At 67.3% G+C, this 20276-nt stretch carries 15 protein-coding genes; 10 read left to right on the forward strand and 5 right to left on the reverse strand.

Annotated features, from left to right (window positions below):
* Positions 1 to 10: 10 nt before the first annotated feature.
* The gene (locus tag GFY24_RS10485) at positions 11 to 796 is read right to left on the reverse strand and encodes an alpha/beta fold hydrolase (protein ID WP_153804824.1); all 786 of its coding nucleotides are present in this window, start codon (positions 794 to 796) and stop codon (positions 11 to 13) included.
* Positions 797 to 882: 86 nt separating this feature from the next.
* Between GFY24_RS10485 and GFY24_RS10490 the strand changes: the two genes are divergently transcribed.
* The 4 genes from GFY24_RS10490 to nudC all read left to right on the forward strand — a co-directional run bounded on the left by GFY24_RS10490 (position 883) and on the right by nudC (position 10310).
* Positions 883 to 4332, forward strand: coding sequence for an ATP-dependent DNA helicase (locus GFY24_RS10490; RefSeq protein ID WP_153805164.1), 3450 nt, complete (start codon positions 883 to 885; stop codon positions 4330 to 4332).
* Positions 4329 to 8189 carry an ATP-dependent DNA helicase gene (locus GFY24_RS10495; protein ID WP_309230701.1) on the forward strand — a complete coding sequence of 1287 codons (3861 nt, stop codon included), beginning with the start codon at positions 4329 to 4331 and terminating at the stop codon, positions 8187 to 8189. The genes GFY24_RS10490 and GFY24_RS10495 overlap by 4 nt, the downstream gene beginning before the upstream one ends.
* 90 nt (positions 8190 to 8279) lie before the next feature.
* On the forward strand, positions 8280 to 9347 hold the full coding sequence (locus GFY24_RS10500) for a potassium channel family protein (protein WP_309230702.1): 1068 nt from the start codon (positions 8280 to 8282) through the stop codon (positions 9345 to 9347).
* A 60-nt stretch (positions 9348 to 9407) separates the two neighbouring features.
* Positions 9408 to 10310: an NAD(+) diphosphatase gene (gene nudC / locus GFY24_RS10505; protein WP_309230703.1), complete on the forward strand. Its 903-nt coding sequence runs from the start codon at positions 9408 to 9410 to the stop codon at positions 10308 to 10310.
* Between the two features lie 61 nt (positions 10311 to 10371).
* Here nudC and GFY24_RS10510 read toward each other — a convergent pair whose 3' ends face one another.
* Positions 10372 to 10623: a mycoredoxin gene (locus tag GFY24_RS10510; RefSeq protein WP_309230704.1), complete on the reverse strand. Its 252-nt coding sequence runs from the start codon at positions 10621 to 10623 to the stop codon at positions 10372 to 10374.
* 92 nt (positions 10624 to 10715) lie between these two features.
* On the opposite strand from GFY24_RS10510, the gene GFY24_RS10515 reads away from it, so the two are divergent.
* The 5 genes from GFY24_RS10515 to GFY24_RS10535 all read left to right on the forward strand — a co-directional run bounded on the left by GFY24_RS10515 (position 10716) and on the right by GFY24_RS10535 (position 14899).
* Entirely contained in the window at positions 10716 to 11135 is a 420-nt protein-coding gene (locus GFY24_RS10515; protein ID WP_153804826.1) for a hypothetical protein, read from the forward strand.
* Positions 11132 to 11590, forward strand: coding sequence for a MarR family winged helix-turn-helix transcriptional regulator (locus tag GFY24_RS10520; protein WP_153804827.1), 459 nt, complete (start codon positions 11132 to 11134; stop codon positions 11588 to 11590). The genes GFY24_RS10515 and GFY24_RS10520 overlap by 4 nt, the downstream gene beginning before the upstream one ends.
* A gap of 132 nt (positions 11591 to 11722) precedes the next feature.
* Positions 11723 to 13867 carry an ATP-dependent DNA helicase UvrD2 gene (locus tag GFY24_RS10525; RefSeq protein ID WP_153805168.1) on the forward strand — a complete coding sequence of 715 codons (2145 nt, stop codon included), beginning with the start codon at positions 11723 to 11725 and terminating at the stop codon, positions 13865 to 13867.
* Positions 13868 to 14067: 200 nt separating this feature from the next.
* On the forward strand, positions 14068 to 14433 hold the full coding sequence (locus GFY24_RS10530) for a hypothetical protein (RefSeq protein WP_153804828.1): 366 nt from the start codon (positions 14068 to 14070) through the stop codon (positions 14431 to 14433).
* 214 nt (positions 14434 to 14647) lie between these two features.
* Positions 14648 to 14899, forward strand: coding sequence for a WhiB family transcriptional regulator (locus GFY24_RS10535; RefSeq protein WP_375336031.1), 252 nt, complete (start codon positions 14648 to 14650; stop codon positions 14897 to 14899).
* Between the two features lie 99 nt (positions 14900 to 14998).
* On the opposite strand, the gene GFY24_RS10540 is transcribed toward GFY24_RS10535, so the two are convergent.
* The 3 genes from GFY24_RS10540 to GFY24_RS10550 all read right to left on the reverse strand — a co-directional run bounded on the left by GFY24_RS10540 (position 14999) and on the right by GFY24_RS10550 (position 18981).
* The gene (locus GFY24_RS10540; protein ID WP_153805169.1) at positions 14999 to 16384 is read right to left on the reverse strand and encodes an AarF/ABC1/UbiB kinase family protein; all 1386 of its coding nucleotides are present in this window, start codon (positions 16382 to 16384) and stop codon (positions 14999 to 15001) included.
* 44 nt (positions 16385 to 16428) lie between these two features.
* Entirely contained in the window at positions 16429 to 17370 is a 942-nt protein-coding gene (locus GFY24_RS10545) for a TOMM precursor leader peptide-binding protein (protein ID WP_153804829.1), read from the reverse strand.
* Between the two features lie 171 nt (positions 17371 to 17541).
* A complete protein-coding gene (locus GFY24_RS10550; RefSeq protein WP_153804830.1) occupies positions 17542 to 18981 on the reverse strand; it encodes a zinc-dependent metalloprotease in 1440 nt (479 codons plus the stop codon).
* Positions 18982 to 19066: 85 nt separating this feature from the next.
* Between GFY24_RS10550 and GFY24_RS10555 the strand changes: the two genes are divergently transcribed.
* Positions 19067 to 20092 (forward strand): PDZ domain-containing protein, encoded by a 1026-nt coding sequence (locus tag GFY24_RS10555; RefSeq protein ID WP_309230705.1) that lies wholly within the window; start codon positions 19067 to 19069, stop codon positions 20090 to 20092.
* Positions 20093 to 20276 lie beyond the last annotated feature (184 nt).

Raw genomic sequence — 20276 nt, forward strand, 5'->3', positions numbered from 1 at the left:
GACCCCTCCTTCAGAGCAGCGAACGCACGAGCGCCGCGGTTTCGGCCGGACGCGATTGCGCCACCATGTGATCGCAATCGAACTCGCGCACAACCAGATTGTCGCCCAGGCGATCGGCGAGCGCGGCCCGGAACGCCGGGGTCACGAATGGCGGATCGACCTTCATGGCCTGCACCAGAATTGTCGGCAGGTGCGCGGGTGGCAGCACGAAATCGCGGGCCAGCTGACCCCAGTAGGCGATGATCGCCGGCATACACATGCGCCAGCCCACTCGGCCGTTCGCCGTCGGCACCAGATGTTCGGCCAATTCGGCCTCCAGGATCGCCGGATCGATCTCCGCCCACGCGGTTTCCAATTTGTCGAAACGGGCATCAGCCACGTTCGCGTAATCCGGATGCTCCAGCATCGAATTCGCGATGCGCAGCATGAACTCAGGATCCAGGCCGATCGCCGGATCCAGCAGCGCCAGCCCACGCACCAGCTCCGGATGCGACCGGGCCAGATGGACCCCTGCCGCCGCGCCGAACGAATGCCCGAGCAGCACCACCGGTTCGCCGGTCTCCCGCCGCAGCAGCGTCACCAGGTCCGACACGATCGTTTCGAAATCCCACGGCGGCACGCCGGGCGACCTCCCGTGTCCGCGCAGATCCGGCGCAATAATCCGCAGATCGGGCAGCTGCTCCCGCGCGAGCGCCTCCCAGCGCCTGCCGTGCCCGGTCAGACCGTGGAGCGCCAGCACAACCGGACCGGTCGAAGGACCGAAATAATGCACATGAAGATCGGACACCCCGCCCATTCTGCTGCCTCACGCTGTGACCGGTGGCACGGCCAACACCCGGCAAACAGAACATGTCGGGGCGGTCTGTTGAAATAGCCGACGTGATGCGATCGGATAGCTCGGTGCAATTGGTGCGCCGGGCCGAGGCAGTCTCCCACCCCCGGGAGTGGGATGCCGCCCTCCGGCCGCTCTTCGAGGACGGCAGTATCGACCCCGGCTGGGTGCCCTGGCAGGTCCTGGGCGGGCCGGGCACGGGCAAGACCGCGCTGCTGGTCGATATCGCCGCCGAACGCATTCTGGCCGGGGCGGATCCGGAGTCGGTACTGCTGCTCACCTACTCCAAGCGGGCGGCCACCGCGGTGCGAAATGCGATTACCGCCCGAATTGTCGAGGCCGACCCATTGCTGGGCGGGGTACCAGGAGCCACTCGCGGCCCATTGGTACGCACATTGCACTCCTATGCCTTCGGGCTCCTGCGCACCGTCTCGGCCGCACATGGAAATCCGCCGCCGCGCCTGCTCACAGGGTCCGAACAGGACATCGTCATTCGCGAAATGCTGCGCGGGGAACTCGCCGAGGATGCCCCGGACTGGCCCGAGCGACTGCATCCGGCGCTGCCCACCGGAGGATTCGCCGAACAGTTGCGAGACCTCATGCTGCGCGCCACCGAACGCGGTCTGGGACCCGAAGATTTGATCGCCCTCGGCCATGCGCACCGGCACCCGGAGTGGGTCGCCGCAGGGCGGTTCTACCAACGCTATGAGCAGATCATGCTGCTGCGCTGGTCCGTCGGAATGGATGTGCCCGAGGCCAGCGCACCCGCCCTCGACGCCGCCGAACTGGTCGGCGCGGCACTGGACGCACTCGCCGTGGACCCCGAACTGCTTGCAGCCGAACACATTCGGCTGCACACCATCTTGGTCGACGATGCCCAGCACCTCGATCCCCTTGCCGCCCAACTCATTCGGGCGCTCGGCAGTGGTACGGCAACCACTGTCCTGGCCGCCGATCCGGATCAGGCCATCTTCACCTTCCGGGGTGCGGACGCGCGCTTCTCCGCCGATCCGGACGCCCCCGTCGAACGCCGAATCACCTTGCGCCCCAACCATAGATCCGGCACCGCCCTGCAAGAAGTAGCCGCTCGCATCACCTCCCGACTCCCCGGTGCCGGCCGCCACCGCACCCCGCTCGCATCTCCGCTCCGCTCATCGAACGGCACCCGCTCCGAGGACGAGGTGCAGGTGCGGGTGCTCACGACAGCTGCCAAGGAGGCGGCGCTCATTGCCGATCACCTGCGCCGCGCCCACCTCACGCATGGCGTTCCGTGGTCCCGAATGGCGGTCATTGTTCGTTCTGTCCCATTGTCTTTGGCTCCGCTGCGGCGTGCCCTGCTGGCCGCCGGAGTGCCGGTGCGACAGCCGCCCGCCGATGTGCCGCTGGCTCGGCGGCGTGGCGCGGCCTGGGCCATGCTGGCTTTGCGCGCGGTCACGGCGGGTGATCCGACGCAGGTTCGGCACCCTCGGCCCATCGCCTTCACCGCGGATGACGCGCTCGATCTGCTCGCCGGTCCACTCGGCGGCGCGGACCAGATCAGCCTGCGCCGACTGCGCCGGGGCATTCGACGCACCGTGCTGGAGCTCGGATACCCCGAGCGAACCGGTGCGCCGGAGGCAGCGGAGCTCGATGATCCTGTTGTGCGCCAGGTGAATTCGGCGAACGACTCCGCTATGGAAGGCGGCTCGGCCCCGGTCGATCCCGCAGCCGGGGCGGTCGATCGATACGCGGATCTGGATCGGTCGTCGGCGGAGATTCTGCGGGATCTGTTGGTGGGGGCGGGGAATCAGGTCATTCTGGCCAAGCTGACGCCGGTGGAGGCCGCGCCGTTGCAGCGGGTATTGAAGGCGCTGGGGCGGGCGCGGCAGGTGCGGCGCGACGGGGGTGGCCTGGAAGATGTGCTGTGGGGGTTGTGGACCGGGTCGACCCTGGAGCGGCGCTGGGTGGGGCAGTCCGAGCGTGGGGGAGCGGTCGGAATGCAGGCCGATCGGGATCTCGACGCGGTGGTCGGATTGTTCGAGGCCGCCGCGGCGTATGTGGATCGGCTGCCGCGCGCCACCATCGAGGGATTCGTGGAATACCTGGAGCAGCAGGAGATTCCGCAGGACAACGCTCCGCATACCGATCCGGGCGAGGCCGTCACCATTTGCAGTGCGCACGCATCCGCCGGACGGGAGTGGGACACCGTCGCGGTTGCCGCTGTGCAGGAGGGGATCTGGCCGAATCTGCGGCCGCGCGGGACCCTGCTCGGTGTCGAGGACATGGTGGATGTGCTTGCCGGAGTACTAGATTCGGGTGAACGAGTGAGCCGCGCCGCACCCCTGCTCGCCGAGGAACGCCGCCTGCTGCTGGTCGCGTGTAGCCGGGCGCGGCGGTCGCTGCTGGTCACCGCCGTCGAATCCGTCACCGGCGACCAGGATCTCGTTCCGTCCAGGTTCCTCGCCGAACTCGATGCCGACGGCGAAGACGGCCAGCCCGGTCGGATTCCGCCCGCCGTCGACCCGGGCCGGGCATTGGCCATGCACACTCTGATCGCCGAATTGCGTGGTGTCGCATGCGATCCGGAGACCACGCCGGAGCGTCGCACCCGCGCCGCCCGCCAGCTCGCCAAACTGGCTCGCGCCGGAGTCCGGGGCGCACACCCCGACGATTGGTACGGCACCGCCGAACTCTCCTCCGACAGCCCACTCTGGGACAGCGAGGACGGCTCCGTCGCGCTCTCGCCGTCCACGGTCGAGCAACTCAAGACCTGCCCGCTGCGCTGGGCCCTGGAACGCCACGGCGGCAGTGATGGCGAGAACCCGCACGCGCTCAAGGGAAATCTGGTACACACCCTCGTGCAGGCGCTCGCCGGTCAGGTTACCGAGGACCAGGTCAAGACCGCTCTGGTCAAGGCGTGGAAGAAGATCGACCCCACTGCCCGCGATGGCGAGAACTGGTACTCGCGTGCCGAATTGCGCCGCACCGAGACCATGGTCGACACCTTCCTGGCGTGGCTGCGCAATACCCGCGACGAACTCACCAATATCGGGGTCGAGGTCCCGATCGACTGCATTCTGCCTTCGCGCACGCCCGGCGAACTGCCGGTGCGGATCAGCGGACGAATGGATCGACTGGAGCGAGATGCCCAGGGCCGCTTCGTCATTGTCGATGTGAAGACCGGTAAGACGCCCATCACCAAACAGGCGGCCGAGGAGCACGCGCAGCTCGCCACCTATCAGGTGGCGGCCGCCGCCGGCGCGCTCGGCGATGGTGAACCCGGCGGTGCGCGCCTGGTGTACGTGGCCAAGCCCAGTGCCCGCGACGGTGCGGCCACCGAGCGCATGCAACCCGCCCTCGACGAGGGCGGCGTCGACGAATGGCGCGGCGTCATCCACGACGCGGCCGCCGCCTCCACCGGACCCAGCTATCTGGCCATGCGCAATGACGGCTGCCGGCACTGCAAGGTCGCGGGCAGCTGCCCGGTACAGGACACCGGTCGCCAGGTGACCGACGAGTGAGTATCACTCCCCGGCAACTCGCCGACGCCCTCGGCCTGCCGCCACCCACCGACGAACAGGCCGCGGTCATCGCCGCCCCGTCCGGCCCGACCCTGGTGGTGGCGGGCGCGGGCGCGGGCAAAACCGAGACCATGGCCGCCCGCGTGGTGTGGATGGTCGCCAACGGCCTGGTCGAACCGGAACAGGTACTCGGCCTCACCTTCACCCGAAAAGCAGCTCAGCAGTTGACAACTCGCATCCGCACCCGACTGGCGCGGCTCGCGGGCGCGCCACTGCTGCGCGATATCGACCCCACCGGGCGACTGCGCGGCCTGCTCACCGGCTCCGAACCCGAGATCAGCACCTACCACTCGTACGCCGGTCGCCTGCTCACCGAATACGGCCTGCTGCTGCCCGTGGAACCCACCGCGACCCTGCTCACCCAGACCCAACTCTGGCAGCTCGCCTACCGCGTCGTCTCCACCTGGGACGGCGATCTCGACACCGACCGCAGCCCCGTCGCGGTCACCGAAGCGGTGCTGGCGTTATCCGGCCAACTCGCCGAACACCTGGTGGAACCACGCCAATTGGCCACGGCCCACCAGGAATTGGACCAACTCGTCCACACCCTCCCCGCTGGCCCCCGCCAAAAAGGCGGCCCCAAGAAAGCCCTCCTCGACCTCCTCGAAACCCAACACGAACGAGTCTCCCTACTGCCCTTGGTGGAACGCCTCGCCGACGAACTCCGCCGCCGCGGCGCCCTCGACTTTGGCGCGCAAATGTCCCTCGCCGCAAAGCTCGCCGCCCTGCACGCCGAGGTCAGCACCGCCGAACGCACCCGCTTCCGCCTCGTCCTCCTCGACGAATACCAGGACACCGGCCACTCCCAGCGCATCCTGCTCTCCGCCCTCTTCGGCGGCGTGCACACGCAACCCGAGGACGCTCCCGGTCCTCCCGCTCCCGGCGGCACCCCGGGTCACTCTGCATCGGAGGATGCCTCCCACCCTCCCACGTCGGACGAACCCTCTCGTCATCCCGGCGCGTCTTTGGCCGGGATCCACACGGCTGCTGTGGATCCCGGCCAAAAGCATGCCGGGATGACGGAGGGGCATTCAACCGCCGAGGTGGCGAAGGGTGAGTCAGCCGCCGGGGTGACGGGGGGTCGGCCGGCCACTGAGGTCGCGGAGGGGCAGCCGCGCGCAGGGATGACGGACGGTCAGCAGCGCGCAGGGACGGTGGAGAATCAGCCGCTCGCGGTGACGGCGGTGGGTGATCCTATGCAGTCGATCTACGGATGGCGTGGGGCGTCGGCGGCGAATCTGCCGCGGTTCGCGACCGACTTTCCCAGTGCACCAGGGGTTCCCGCTCCGGTGCTGCCGTTGTTGACCAGTTGGCGGAATCCGCCCGAGGCATTGGATCTGGCGAATTTGGTGGCGGATCCCTTGCGGCTCAAGGCCGCCGAGGGTGGGGGAGTCACCGTGGACGCGCTGCGGCCGCGGCCGGGGGCTGAGGCGGGGTTGGTGGCTCTGGCGTTGGCGGAAACCGTTGCGGAGGAACGGGAGTGGGTGGCCGAGCGGATCAAGGCGGAGTGGGAGGCGGCTGCGGATGAGGGCGGGGAGCCGCCTACCTCGGCGGTGCTGGTGCGGCGCAATGCCGATGCGGCTCCGCTGGCCGAAGCGCTGCGCGAGCAGGGGTTGCCGGTGGAGATCGTCGGACTCGGCGGGCTGCTGCATACGCCGGAGGTCGCGGATATTGTTGCGACACTTCGGCTTATCGCCGATCCGGCGGCGGGTAGCGCGGCGGTGCGCATTCTGACCGGGGCGCGCTGGCGCATCGGGGTGGCGGATATCGCGGCACTGTCGCGCCGCGCACGTGAGCTGTCGATTCGGCGGCCGGGCGGGCAGTCCGCCGAGATCACCGATACGGCCGGGCTGGACAGCGCCCTGCAGGAGGTGGCACCGGAACCCGCCGAACGGGCGGGACTCGGCGACGCGATCGCCGATCCCGGTGAGGAGGAACAGTATTCGGCGCAGGGGTTCGCGCGCATTGTCGCGCTCGGGCGGGAATTGGGCGCACTGCGTGAGCGCGGCGGGCAGCCACTTCCGGAGTTGGTCGCCGATGTGGAGCGGACCATCGGCGTCGGCGTGGAGACGCAGGCGCGCAAAGCGGTGGCCGCCGCCGGGCGCGAACATCTCGACGCCTTCGCCGAGGTGGTCGCAGGATACTCTGCCGATCACCGCTCATCCCTGGCGGGTCTGCTCGATTTCCTCTCCGCCGCAGAGGAAGTCGAGAACGGCTTGGAGCCCGGTGAGGTCGAGGTGGCGCACGATCGGGTGCAGGTGCTCACCGTGCACGCCGCCAAGGGCCTGGAGTGGGAGGTGGTGGCCGTGCCGCACGTGGTGGACGGCACCTTCCCGTCCGGCACCGGCACCACCACCTGGATGGGCGCGCTCGCCGAACTCCCCACCCACCTGCGCGGCGACCGTCAACAGGAGGACGCGGGCGATGGCGTGCCCGTACTGGACCTGTCCGACCTCTATGACCGCGCCGATCTCGAGCGCGCGCTCGAGGCACACAAGAAGGCCCTCGGGGGCCGCCGCCTCGACGAAGACCGCCGCCTCTTCTATGTCGCGCTCACCCGCACCGAACGTGCCCTGTTCGTCTCCGCCCATCACTGGGCCGAGACCGGCTCGAAACCCAAGGGCCCCAGCGATTTCCTGCTCGAACTCAAAGAAGCGAGTGAAGTTCCGGATTCCCCCCTCGATCGTGGTGTGCGCATCGACCGCTGGGACGATCCGCCTCTGCCCGATACGGTAAACCCCTTCACCGACAATCCGCCGACGGCCTACTGGCCGCGCGACCCGCTCGGCTCCCGCCGCGAATTCGTGGAAGAGGGTGCGGCACTGGTCAAGTCGGCGGTGACCGCACTCGATATCGAATCCCAGCCCAAGCAATACGAATTCGACTTCGGTCTGCCCGAGGAACCCGCCACCGATGCCGAAATCGATGGCGCACCAGTTGATTCCGAGGACCTCGAGGACGAGGATCCCGAAGGCTGGGCCTCCGATGTCGACGCCCTCATCGCCGAGCACCTTGCCGCCGAACAAGCCGTCCGCGAGGTCGAGCTTCCCGGCCAGCTCGCCGCCACCGCCCTGGTCGACCTGCGCGCCGATCCGGCGAAACTCGCTGCCCGCCTGCGCCGTCCGCTGCCATACCCGCCGAGCCCGTTCACCCGCCGCGGCACCGCCTTCCACGCCTGGCTGCAACGCTGGTTCGGTGGCGCGCGCCTGCTCGCCTTCGACGAACTCCCCGGCGCGGCCGACATCACGGACACCGATGCCGAACTGGTCCGCCTCCAGGAAGCCTTCCTCGCCTCGCAATGGGCCGACCGCAACCCCGTGGAGGTCGAGGTCTCCTTCGAAACCTCCATAGCCGGCACCGTGATTCGCGGCCGCATGGATGCGGTCTTCCGCGACCCCGACGGCTCCTGGGTCGTCGTGGACTGGAAGACCGGTGGCGAACCCAAACCCGCCGAAGAGGATTCGGTCGCCATCCAGCTCGCCGTCTACCGCCTCGCCTGGGCCCGCCTCGAGGCCGCCCGCTCCGGCACCCCCGAACCCGAGATCCTCGCCAACACCCACGCCGCGTTCCACTACGTCCGCACCGTTCGCACCATCGCGCCGGAACACCTCGCGGGCCCGGAGGAGCTGGCCGCCCTCATCACCACCGCCGCCCCGCTGCGCCTCATCACCACCCCCGATCCGGCCGAATCCGAGCCTTCGGCACCCATCGATGTCGAAGCGCTTCAGCTGCCCGCCGAACCGGATTTCGAGCCCCCACCCGACCCGGAATCCCTGCCGCCGGACCCGATTCGCTAGCGGCGACGCGCCCCGCACCCATGCCGCGATGTGGGCGGCGGGCAGGTACGCTCCGGTCCGTGCCGCAGCAAGACGTCCCCGAAATGGCCGGTGATTCCCGTGTTCGGTGAATCCTCACGGGGTTTGGCCCGGCTCACCGACCGGCCCGACTTCGCCCTGGTGGGCATTCTGCGCATCCCGACCGAACAGGCCAGTCCCTGGCAGGCCCTGGTGCGCCGGCTCGCCATGGCGGTGCTGCTGCTGGCGGTCGCCACCGGAGTGGTGTATTTCGGCCGCGACGGCTATCACGACAATGCCCGCGAACACATGTCGCTGCTCGATGCCGCCTACTATGCGACGGTTTCGCTCTCCACCACCGGTTATGGCGACATCACGCCGGTCACCCCCACCGCGCGGCTCATCAATATCCTGGTGGTGACCCCGCTGCGGATCCTCTTCCTCATCGTGTTGGTCGGCACCACCCTCGCCGTGCTCACCGAACGATCCCGGCAGGCTTTCAAGATTCAGCGATGGAGGCACAGCGTGCGCAATCACACCGTGGTCGTCGGCTACGGCACCAAGGGCCGCACCGCGATCGACGCCATGCTCGGTGACGGCGTGCAACCCGGCGACATCGTGGTGGTGGATACCGACCCGCAGGTCCTCGAGGCCGCCGCCAATGCGGGCCTGGTGACGGTGCACGGCTCGGCCACCCGATCCGATGTCCTGCGTCTGGCCGGTGTCGCGCACGCCTCCGCCATCGTCGTCGCCGCCAATCGCGATGACACCGCCGTCCTGGTCACCCTCACCGCCCGCGAGATCAACCCCAAGGCGCGCATCTCCGCCGCCGTCCGCGAGGCCGAGAACACCCATCTGCTGCGGCAATCCGGCGCGGATTCGGTGGTCGTCTCCTCCGAGACCGCGGGCCGCCTGCTCGGCATCGCCACCACCACCCCGAGCGTGGTCGACATGATCGAGGACCTGCTCACCCCCGAAGCCGGATTCGCCATCTCCGAACGCGATGTGGAGCCCGAAGAGATCGGCGGCTCACCCCGCCACCTGCGGGACATCGTGCTGGGCGTGGTCCGCGGCGGCACCCTCATCCGTGTCGGCGATCCGGAGACCGATGCCCTCGAGACCGGCGACAAACTCCTCTACCTCCGCCGCGTACAGGGCTGATCTCTCGCCTCCTGATCGGCAATGGCATGTCCCGCAACCTGATACGTCTAGTCTCGGTATGTGTCTTTTCAGCTGAACGCGGTTCCGGTCCTGTCTCGCACCACACTCGATCGGGCGGAGCATCTGCGCGCCGATGAGCAGGCTCTGAAAGAGGGTTGGGCACAGGCCAAGCTGCTACGGATGAACAAGCGCGGGCAGGTGCGGGTGGACGGCGGCACGGTGATTCTGGAATCCACCGCCACGCTCGCCGCCGAACCGGCCCCGAACGCGGTCTTCCTCGGTGTACAGGACGAAATCCACCTGTGGGCCGTGCGCGACAACGATATCGACGGCACCCTCGCCGACCTGCGCGCCTACGGCACCACCCTGGAACTCGACGATTTCGGCACCGGCCTGCTCTCCACCGCCATCGCGCTGCTGAACTGGCATGACAAAGCCGGTTTCAACGCCGTCGACGGCACGCCCACCACCGTCACCGCGGGCGGCTGGTCCCGCACCAGTGAATCCGGTCATGAGGAATTCCCGCGCATCGACCCGGCCATCATCTGCCTCATCCACGACGGCGGCGACCGTGTTCTGCTGGCCCGTCAGCACACCTGGCCCGAGGGTTTGTTCTCGCTGCTCGCCGGATTCGTCGAGGCGGGGGAGTCCCTGGAGCGCTGCGTCGAACGCGAACTGCGCGAGGAGGTCGGCGTCGATGTCACCGATATCCGCTACCTGGGCAGCCAGCCCTGGCCGTTCCCGCGCTCACTCATGCTGGGTTTCGCCGCTATCGCCGATCCGGAACAGCCGGTGACCTTCCACGACGGTGAGATCGCCGAGGCGCACTGGTTCACCCGCGCCGAGGTGCGCGAGGCGCTGGCCGCGGGCGCGTGGGGTGCGAAAACCGATGCGCGCCTGCTGCTTCCGGGCTCCATCTCGATCGCTCGCACGATTGTCGAATCCTGGGCCGCCGAAGGCTGATTCGGGAACCACAACAAGCCGCACATCCATCGGATGTGCGGCTGTTTCGTTCTCGGGCTACTCAGCTGATACTGGCGAGAGCCTTCTTGACCTGCACCAGACTGGGATTCGTGGCGGTCGACCCATCGCTGTACTTGATGGTCGGCACCACATGGTTGCCATTGTTGACGCTGCCCACGAATTCGGCGGCATCCGGATTCTCTTCGATATCGATCACCGTGTAGGTGATGCCCGCCTCGTCGAGTTGGGTCCGGAGACGGCGGCAGTAGCCACACCAGGTCGTCGAGTACATCGTCAGGTCAGTTGCAGTCACGGGGTGTGTAACACGACCGTCTCCGATCGTGTTCCCCCGCTAGTTCACGATCAGGGGTTGACGGAGATTTAGTATGCGCGCATACTAAATCCATGAACATGATCGCAGCAGCCACCGCCACCTCCGCCGCCGCTCCCGCCGCCTTCTTCGAGAAGTGGGGCGATATGGCCACCTGGCCGGAGTGGAACCAGGACACCGAATGGGTCAAGCTCGACGGCCCCTTCGTCCAGGGCGCGACCGGAACCCTCAAGCCCAAGGGCGGCCCCAAGGTCGGATTCGTGGTCGAGAAGCTCACCGATACCGAATTCGTGGACGTCTCCAAACTCATCGGCGCGCGACTCACCTTCGCCCACACCGTCAGCCGGGCCGAGCACACCACCGTCTCGATTCAGGTCTCCATCGACGGTCCACTGCGCTGGTTCTGGACCAAGATCATGGGTGCCGATCTCGCCAAATCCGCCCAGCCCGACCTGAACGCACTGGTCGCCGCCGCCGAGGCGGTGCGGGTATGACCGGTGCGCTGCACACCGGTTTCGACGATGCCGACGAGAGCCCCGGCCTCTTGCTCTGGCAGGTGACCAACCGCTGGCAGGCGGCTCAGCGCGCCGCCCTCGCACCGTTCGATCTGACCCATGTGCAATTCGTCCTGCTGGCCTCGCTCACCTGGCTCACCGGAAAATCCGGCGACGAACCGGTCATGCAGCGCGATATCGCCGCCCATGCCGCGACCGATCCGATGATGACTTCGCAGGTGCTGCGCGCCCTGGAACAGAAGGGTCTCGTCGAACGCCGAGACCACCCGTCCGACCGCCGCGCCAAATCCCTGGTGCCGACGAAAACCGGTGCGGCCCTGGTGAACCGGGCCATAGCCGCGGTCGAATCCTGCGACTGCGAATTCTTCGGCCCATTGGGAGAACGAACCCCCGCCTTCGCCAACGCCCTACGCCGCCTCCGCGACCGAGCGTGATTTCCCGGAACGGGTCTGCCGGCACCTCATCGACCACGACGGCGCGCCGACCCCGACAAAGCTCGCACCGCTCGGAGGCCGCGCCGGCTGTTCACGCCAGCGGCGGACGGGTTGTCGGAGGGCACTGACATGATGGAGCGCGTGACTGCCGCCGCGACCCAGAAGCTCCGGCTCGACGAGCTCGATGCCGAGCAGGCGGCGGCCGTGCGCGCACCGCGCGGTCCGGTCTGTGTGCTGGCCGGTGCGGGAACGGGCAAGACCCGGACCATTACGCACCGCATCGGGCATCTGGTGTCGGCCGGCCATGTACGAGCCGATCAGGTGCTGGCGGTGACCTTCACCGCGCGCGCGGCGGGGGAGCTGCGGAGCCGGCTGCGGGCGCTGGGACTGGGCGGCGAGGCCGGGCAGGTACAGGCCCGCACCTTCCACGCCGCCGCGCTGCGGCAGCTGAAGTACTTCTGGCCGCAGGTGGTCGGGGATGTGCCGTGGCGGCTGCTCGACCGGAAGTTCCCCATCGTGGCGCAGGCCGCCGGGCGCGCCGGACTTGCCACCGATACCGATACGCTGCGCGATCTGACCAGCGAAATCGAATGGGCCAAGGGCTCACTCATCGCACCGGAGGATTACGCCACCGCCGTCGCACGGCTACAGCGCGACGCGCCATTCGAGGCGTCGAAGGTCGCGGCCGTGTACTCCGGCTACGAATCGCTCAAGACCACCGCCGAGGGGCTGTGGCTGGATTTCGACGATCTACTGCTGCACACCGCCGCCGCGCTGGAGGACTACACCTCCGTCGCGGAGGAGTTCCGTGGCCGCTACCGCAGTTTCGTGGTCGACGAATATCAGGACGTCACCCCGCTGCAACAGCGGGTGCTCGATGCCTGGCTGGGTGAGCGCGACGATCTGACCGTGGTCGGTGACGCCAACCAGACCATCTACTCCTTCACCGGCGCGAGTCCGGCCTTCCTGCTGGACTTTTCGCGGCGCTTCCCCGATGCCACCGTGATCCGGCTCGAGCGTGACTACCGCTCCACCCCGCAGGTCGTCTCGCTCGCCAATCGGGTGATCGGCGCGGCGCGCGGCCGCATCGCGGGCACCCGCCTACAGCTCATAGGCCAGCGGCCCGACGGTCCGGAGCCGTCCTTCGCCGAATACGACGATGAGCCCGCCGAGGCCGCGGCCGTCGCGAAAGCCGTCACCACCCTGCTCGGCAAGGGTGTGCCCGCCGCCGAGATCTCGATCCTGTACCGCATCAATGCCCAGTCCGAGGCGTACGAGCAGGCACTCACCGAGGCGGGTGTCGCGTACCAGGTGCGCGGCGGTGAGGGCTTCTTCAACCGCACCGATGTGCGCCAGGCGGTGCAGGCGCTACGCCAGGCCGCGGCCCGCGATGATCTGCCCGATGCCCGTGGCACGGAGCTGGTCAATATGGTGCGGGCCGTACTGGCCCGCATCGGCCTGACCGCCGAAGAACCTGTCGGCGGTCAGGCTCGCGAACGCTGGTCCGCGCTCATAGCCCTGGTCAATCTCACCGAGGAGCTCGGTACGCACGAACCCGAACTCGACTTCGGCGGACTGCTGCGCGAGCTCGCCGCCCGCGCCGAGGCCCGGCACCCACCGACCGTGCAGGGCGTCACCTTGGCGTCGCTGCACGCGGCCAAGGGACTGGAGTGGGATGCGGTATTCCTGGTCGGCCTGGCCGACGGCACCCTGCCCATTCAGCATGTGCTCGGCCATGACGGCGCGGTCACCGACGAGGCGGCTCTCGAGGAGGAACGCAGGCTGCTCTATGTCGGTGTGACGCGCGCCCGCGAGCATCTCCAATTGTCCTGGGCGCTGGCACGTTCCGAGGGTGGTCGCAAGGTGCGCCGCCGCTCCCGCTTCCTCATCGGCCTGGTCCCCGACGATTCCCCGGCCTCGCGCATCGCGCCGAGCACCACCGATCGCCGCGGGCCCAAACGCGTGCACCCCACCTGCCGGGTCTGCGGTCGGCCACTGCTCAATACCCAGGCCACCATGCTCGGTCGCTGCACCCGCTGTCCGGCGGACGTGGATGCCGGGTTGCTTGCCGCACTTCAGGATTGGCGTAGGGACAAGGCGGAGGAGCTGTCGCTACCGCATTTCGTGGTGTTCAGCGATACGACGCTGACCGCGATCGCCGAACAGCGGCCCGCCGATGATCGTGCGCTGGTGTCCATCCCGGGGATCGGCGCGAAGAAGCTACAGACCTACGGGGCCGATGTGCTGGCCATCGTCCGCTCGCGCCGGAACGACTGATTCGCTCGGGAATGTCTGATTCGCCCGGAACGGCTTGTCACACTTCCCTTCTCGACGATCGCGCGCAAGACCGCAAAACTGCTGGTCAAAAATAGGTTGTGCGCATCGGTATATCTACTTAGGGTGGTTTCATGCACACGGGAGGAATCCCGGCGCGCATGGGTACTTATCGGCTACGAGAGCAGGAGGGAGGCAGACCAATGAACGGCATCGTGAACACCGCATCTGTCCGGACAATGTCCGGTGATTTGGCGACGGTTGCATGCGTCTCTGTCATGTCGGCCTCCCGGGGGATCCTCGCTACGCAGGGGATTCGTCTGTCCAGCTTCGTTGGTGATCTTGGTCTTCAGGGTTTTGCAACCAAAACCCAAGCGGCAGAGCAGATCGTCATGAAGCAGGACAAGCCCGAGGGCAGCTGGCACCCGGCAGTCGCATATATGGCTACCGACGCCTTCGCAGCGGAAGCCGGAGTCAATCCGGTGCATCCGCTGCCGGCAGCCCGCCGCCCCCGCAACATCCACCTCGCGACCGTGATCAAGAGCCGACATAGGAGTCGACTCAGGTAAGGGATAACTCCCAGACCAACTGGCCACGGATCGCCTCGAAGCGAAACCGTGGCCATAGTTTTATCGGCCTCCGCCCTTCCCGGCACCGGTTTCGCTTCACACACCGCAATGTCTTTTTAAAGACAGACCGCTGCACGAGAAGGAGACCGACGTGTCCACCACGGTTACCCGTGACCGCGTGACATGCCGCAACACCGTGGCCTCGACTCCCCGCATTCGCCGGGGCGCCACTATGTCCGTACCTTGCCGAGACGGCAACCCCGATCTCTGGTTCGCCGAGAGCCCGGCTCAGCTGGAAGAGGCCAAGACGCTGTGCGCCGCGTGCCCGATCCGGCAGGGCTGCCTGTCCGCCGCCATCGATCGCGCCGAGCCCTGGGGTGTCTGGGGCGGCGAGATCTTCGATCAGGGTGTTGTCATTGCCCGTAAGCGCCCGCGTGGCCGCCCGCGCAAGGTCGCGGTGGCATGATCGGCCTGAGCGCCGGGGGAGATAAAGAACGCATACGACCCGCTTACTTCTCGGTAAGCGGGTCGTTTTGCGTAGAGACACAGTGCGTCCCAAAGGTTTTCAGCTGGCGGTGCGGTACTCTTTGTAGCCCGGCACCCAGTCCTGCATGAGCTTCATGAACGGTAGTTCGGCATCGAGCTGGGCGCAGATGCCGATGGAACCGCCCAGTACGCGGAAGATCATTACGTGTTCGGCCGGGAGTTGCAGGGCGCGAGCGGTTTTCAGCATCTCCTGATCGGAGATATCGGTGGCCTTACCGGCTACCCGTTGCATCCACTTACGGGTGAAGTGGAAGGTCTCGGTCTTGATCGGATCGGTGAACGGGCGCAGGTAGTCCTGAATCTCCTGATGCGTCACCTTCTTTCCCGGAACGACCCAGCCATTGGTGTTCATCAACTCGGTGAGTTCGTCGAAGCGCTCCTCGACCGCGAGCGCCACCATTTGACCCAGTACCGGCGGGAAACCATTGGGCAGCGGTGCGCACGCGCCATAGTCGATGACCGCGAGCCGGCCGTCCGGTATGACCATGAAATTGCCCGGATGTGGATCGGCGTGCAGCAGGCCCGCGATCGCCGGTGCGGAGAAATGGAATTCGCCCATCATGGCGGCGACCCGATTACGGAGTTCGACGGTGCCCGCCGGATCCGCCATGCCGTCGGCGATGACCTTCGAGACCGGGGTGGCATTGTCCAGCCATTCGGTGACGATCACCTTGGGCGCGCTGGCAATCACCTTCGGGACCAGGAAACGCGGGTGCCCGTCGAAGGCCTTGGCGAACTGACGCTGATGCCCGCCCTCGATGCGGTAGTCGAGCTCCTCCTCGGTGCGCTCGCTGATCTCGGCCAGAATGGGTTTCACGTCCGCGCCCGGAATGAGCGCGCCCATCATGCCCGCCATGCGATTGAGGGTCTTGAGATCGGCGCGCAGCGCCTCGTCCGCCCCCGGGTACTGCACCTTCACCGCGACAATGCGACCGTCCGACCACTCCGCCTTGTGTACCTGGCCGATACTGGCCGAGGCGGTGGGCTCATCGTCGAAGGCCCGGAAGCGTTGCCGCCAACCGGTTCCCAGCTGCTGATCCAATTGCCGGTGCACGGCGACGGTCGGCATGGGCGGGGCCGCGGCCTGCAATTTTGTGAGCGCCTCGCGGTAATGCTCGCCGAACTCCTCGGGCACGGCCGCCTCGAAGACGGACAGCGCCTGCCCGAATTTCATGGCCCCACCCTTGAGTTCGCCCAGCACCGCGAACAATTGTTCGGCGGCCTTCTGGTTGAGTTCCGCGTTGATCTCGGTCTTATCGCCCCCGGCAAGTTTGCGGCCGAAACCGACGGCCGCCCGTCCCGCGATACCGAGTGGAATCTTGGCCAACTTGGCATTGCGGGAGGAGCGCTTGCTCACAATCTCTGACACGTTCCCATCATGCCGATGTCCCAGACGGTTCGCCATGGGAATCGGATGTAATCGCGGGTCCAGGGGTTTAGTGGTATCGGTCACAGCAACTCCGGTGCGCTACCGCCGCGGGCGGCGGGATCGATGATGGCCGAGTCGATTTCGTTCATTGCCGGTTCGTCGGAGTCCTCCGGGAGGTGTCCGGTGGAGTCCAGGCAACCGCAGAGCGGATGCGCGGGCCAGGGCCGCACATCGAGGTGCGGGAGGTCGAGATGCAATTCGAGGGTGGCATTGAGCGCGGCCGGTGCGTACTCGGCCGGGCCGTGCGCGATGGTGTCGATCTCGTGCAGTGCCAGTGCCGCCGCGGCGGCGATACCGGCAGGGGTGGTGTACCCGGCCCTGCCCAGTAATTGGGCGCTCAGATGCGGCCACTCCGGTTCGAGATCGCAGCGCAGCAGATCGGCGCAGCGCAGACAACTGGATTCACCCGGCAACACCAGCGGCCCGATCACCCCGTGCCCGTCCCGAATCCGCACCTGCAGATGCGGAATGCGCCGTCGCATGAGCTCGGCCACCAGCGCCGGATCCGGCACCAGCGCATCGGCCAGCACCACCAGATCCGGCCGCTCCAGCCGCGTCCCCGGCGCATGCCCCGGATAGGAGTGGCTGCCCCGCAACCCGATTCGCCGCAACCCTTCGAGTAGGGCATCCGACAGCGGCCCCCGCCCGTGCACCCGAACATGCCGCAAACGGGTCGGCACCTCTTCACAGATCAGCAGTCCGGCATCATCCAAAACTTCGAGTAGTCCCCGCGTGCTTTCGTCACTGAACCCCAATGCCCTTGCCTCACAAAGAATCTCCCCCTCCGGCCGCACCCCGTCCAGCAACCGCACCAGCGCGGGCATCGCCGCCACCGGCCCCGGCACCCGCAGCACAATCGCCTCCCCGGGTGCCCACCCCAACTGCACCTCCCCATTCCGGCGCACCAGCACCGTAATTCGAGGATGCAACATCGGCCCATAAGTACGAGCAAGCGTCGTCATACCCCAAGTCTGCGCCCACCCGAAAACGCGACAACCCTCGAAAACGCCTAACCACCAGCGCTTTCGAGGGTTATCCACAAGTCACCGAAAGGGGGTTGCGCGTCGCCTCACCCCGTCATCCCGGCATGCTTTCGGCCGAGATCCACACCGCCGCAACGGCGAATCGACTCGTCAGGAGGCTGGTGCGTCGCCCTCGCCGTCGCTGGGCTTGTCCTTCTTCTCGGTGTCGACCGGCTTGTCCTCGGCCTCGGCGGCCTTCTCCTTCTCGGCCTGCTCCCGCTTCTCGACTTCGGCCAACTGCGCCAGCGGGTCGTCGAAAGCGGTTGTGCCGCCGCCGAGTACCGAATCGATGAAACCGGCCGGTGTGTCCAGATCCGAGGAGTCGGGGAGCAGGTCCGGGTGCGCCCAGACGCCGTCGCGCTGCTCGATGCCGGCGTCGGTGGTGAGCCGACGCCACAAAGTGGCGGCTTCGCGCACCTTGCGGGGGCGCAGTTCCAGGCCGACCAGGGTGGCGAAGGTCTGTTCCGCCGGACCACCGGTGGCGCGGCGGCGGCGCAGGGTTTCGGCGAGCGCGCCCGCCCCGGGCAGCCGATCGCCGACGGCATCGGTCACCACGGTCTCCACCCAGCCTTCGATGAGGGCGAGCAGGGTCTCCAGGCGATCCAGCGCGGCCTGCTGCTCCGGGGTGGTCTGCGGTTCGAAGGTGCCCTGCGAGAGCAGCTCCTCCAACTTCGACGGATCCGAGACGAGAGTCATCGGGTCGAGTCCGGCCGCGGCCTGTTCGATGGCCGAGAAGTCCATCTTGATGCCGCGCGCGTAATCCTCGACCGCGCCCAGCACCTGCTGCCGCAACCACGGCACATGCCCGAACAGTCGCTGATGCGCGGCCTCGCGTGCGGCCAGGTAGACCAGGATCTCGCTCTCCGGCTGCTCCAGTCCGGCACTGAATTCGGAGATGGCCGCGGGCATGAGCGCCGCGGTACCGGCGGGGCCGAGCGGCAGGCCGATATCGGTGGAGGTCAGCACCTCCTTGGCGAGCTGACCCAGCGCCGACCCGAGCTGCGAACCGAAGGCGAGCCCGCCCATCTGCCCGAGCATGCCCATCATGGGTGCGGCGAATTCCTTGGCCTCGGCGGGCAGGGTCGCGGTCCACATGCCCGAGACCTGTTGCGCCACTGGATCACACAGCCGCTTCCAGGTCGGCAGCGTCTCCTCGATCCAGTCATTGGCGGTCCAGGCCACGGTCTTGGTCGCGCCCGCGGGCAGCGTGGTGACCGGGTCCAGCCAGAGCTCGGCCAGATGTGAGGCATCGGCGACCGCGCGCTGTGCGCCCTCGGTGACCGGGGTGATACTCGCGCCGAGCTGCTGGCGGGCCAGTCGCTTGGCGAGGTCGTAATTGACCGGACCGGAATCCCCGCCCGGCTGGCTCATGCTGGTGAACATCTGCCCCAGCTGACTGAGCATCTGACCGAGTTGCGAGGGATCGAATCCGCCGCCGCCCGAACCACCGAGTCCGAACGGGTTGTTCGCACCGGAACCGCTGGACTCGTCGCCGGGCTTGCGCTCCGGGTCGTCGTCGCGATTCGAGAATCCGAACGGGAAATCACTCATGACATCTACGGTACTGGAGCCTTCGAAGAGGCGAACCGCCGAGCGGAACGCGGCAATCGAAGCCATCACCAGTACTCTTGGCCGCGTGAACCGTCGGATATTCACCCTGCTCGCCGCCCTGATCCCCATTCTGGTGCTGGGAATCATCGGCAGTGTCGTCACCGTCCCGTTCGTGGCGCTCGGACCTGGGCCGACGTTCAATACGCTGGGGGAAGTGAATGGAAAAGAGGTCGTCGAGGTGCGCGGAGCACCCATCGATCCGACCGCCGGCAATCTGAATATGACGACGGTCTCCGTTCGCGATCAGCTGAATATCTTCGAGGCATTGGGCCTGTGGGTGGATGGTCAGCACGGTCTTGTTCCGCGCGCCGAGGTCTATCCGCCGGGGGTGTCGCGTGACGAGATAGACAAATCCAATCAACAGGACTTCAAGGATTCCGAAGACAATGCGGAATTGGCGGCCCTGCATTATCTGAAGATGCCGACCGTGGTGCGGTTGCGTGCGGTCACCGAGGACGGGCCCGCCAAGGACGTACTGCGCAAGGGCGATGAATTGGTGACCGTCGACGGTAAGCCGATCTCCACCTCCAAGGATGTGGTGGCGGCGGTGTCCTCGGCCAAGCCCGGTAGCGCGATTCCGGTGGTGTTCCGCCGTGACGGCGCGGAACAGACCGCCGAGATCACCCTGGGCGCACGCCCGGACGACTCCGGCAAGGGCTACCTCGGCATCACCCCGGGTGAATTCGCCAGCGGCCCACTCCAAGTCGACTTCAATCTGGCCGAAATAGGTGGCCCCTCGGCCGGTCTCATGTTCACCCTGGCTCTGATCGACAAGCTCACCCCGGGCGAGCTCAGCGGCAACAAGTTCGTCGCGGGCACCGGCACCATCGACACGGACGGCAAGGTCGGTCCGATCGGCGGCATCCAATACAAGATGATCGCCGCCCACGAGGCAGGCGCACAGACCTTCCTGGTCCCCGCCGCCAACTGCAACGAAGCCGCCCAGCGCACCCCGGACGGATTGCGCTTGGTCAAGGTCGAAAACCTCGCCGGCGCAGTCCAATCCCTCGATGACATCGACGCGGGTAAGGAAACCTCCAGCTGCAGTTAGCCCCCTTCACCTACCGGTCGGCAGGGTGCTCGCCGAGTGTGCAGGTATGGCGGGCGAATGTGCAGCTGTGGCGGGAAAAAGACAAAACACCACCCAGAGTGCACTCTCGGCACATCGGTTGGGGCATCACGGGTATGCCCTGGGATCGGATCGCGGACTGGGGCCGCCCAATGCGGCGACGGTT

Origin of the sequence: Nocardia sp. SYP-A9097 (assembly GCF_009649815.1) — a bacterium.
GTDB lineage: Bacteria > Actinomycetota > Actinomycetes > Mycobacteriales > Mycobacteriaceae > Nocardia.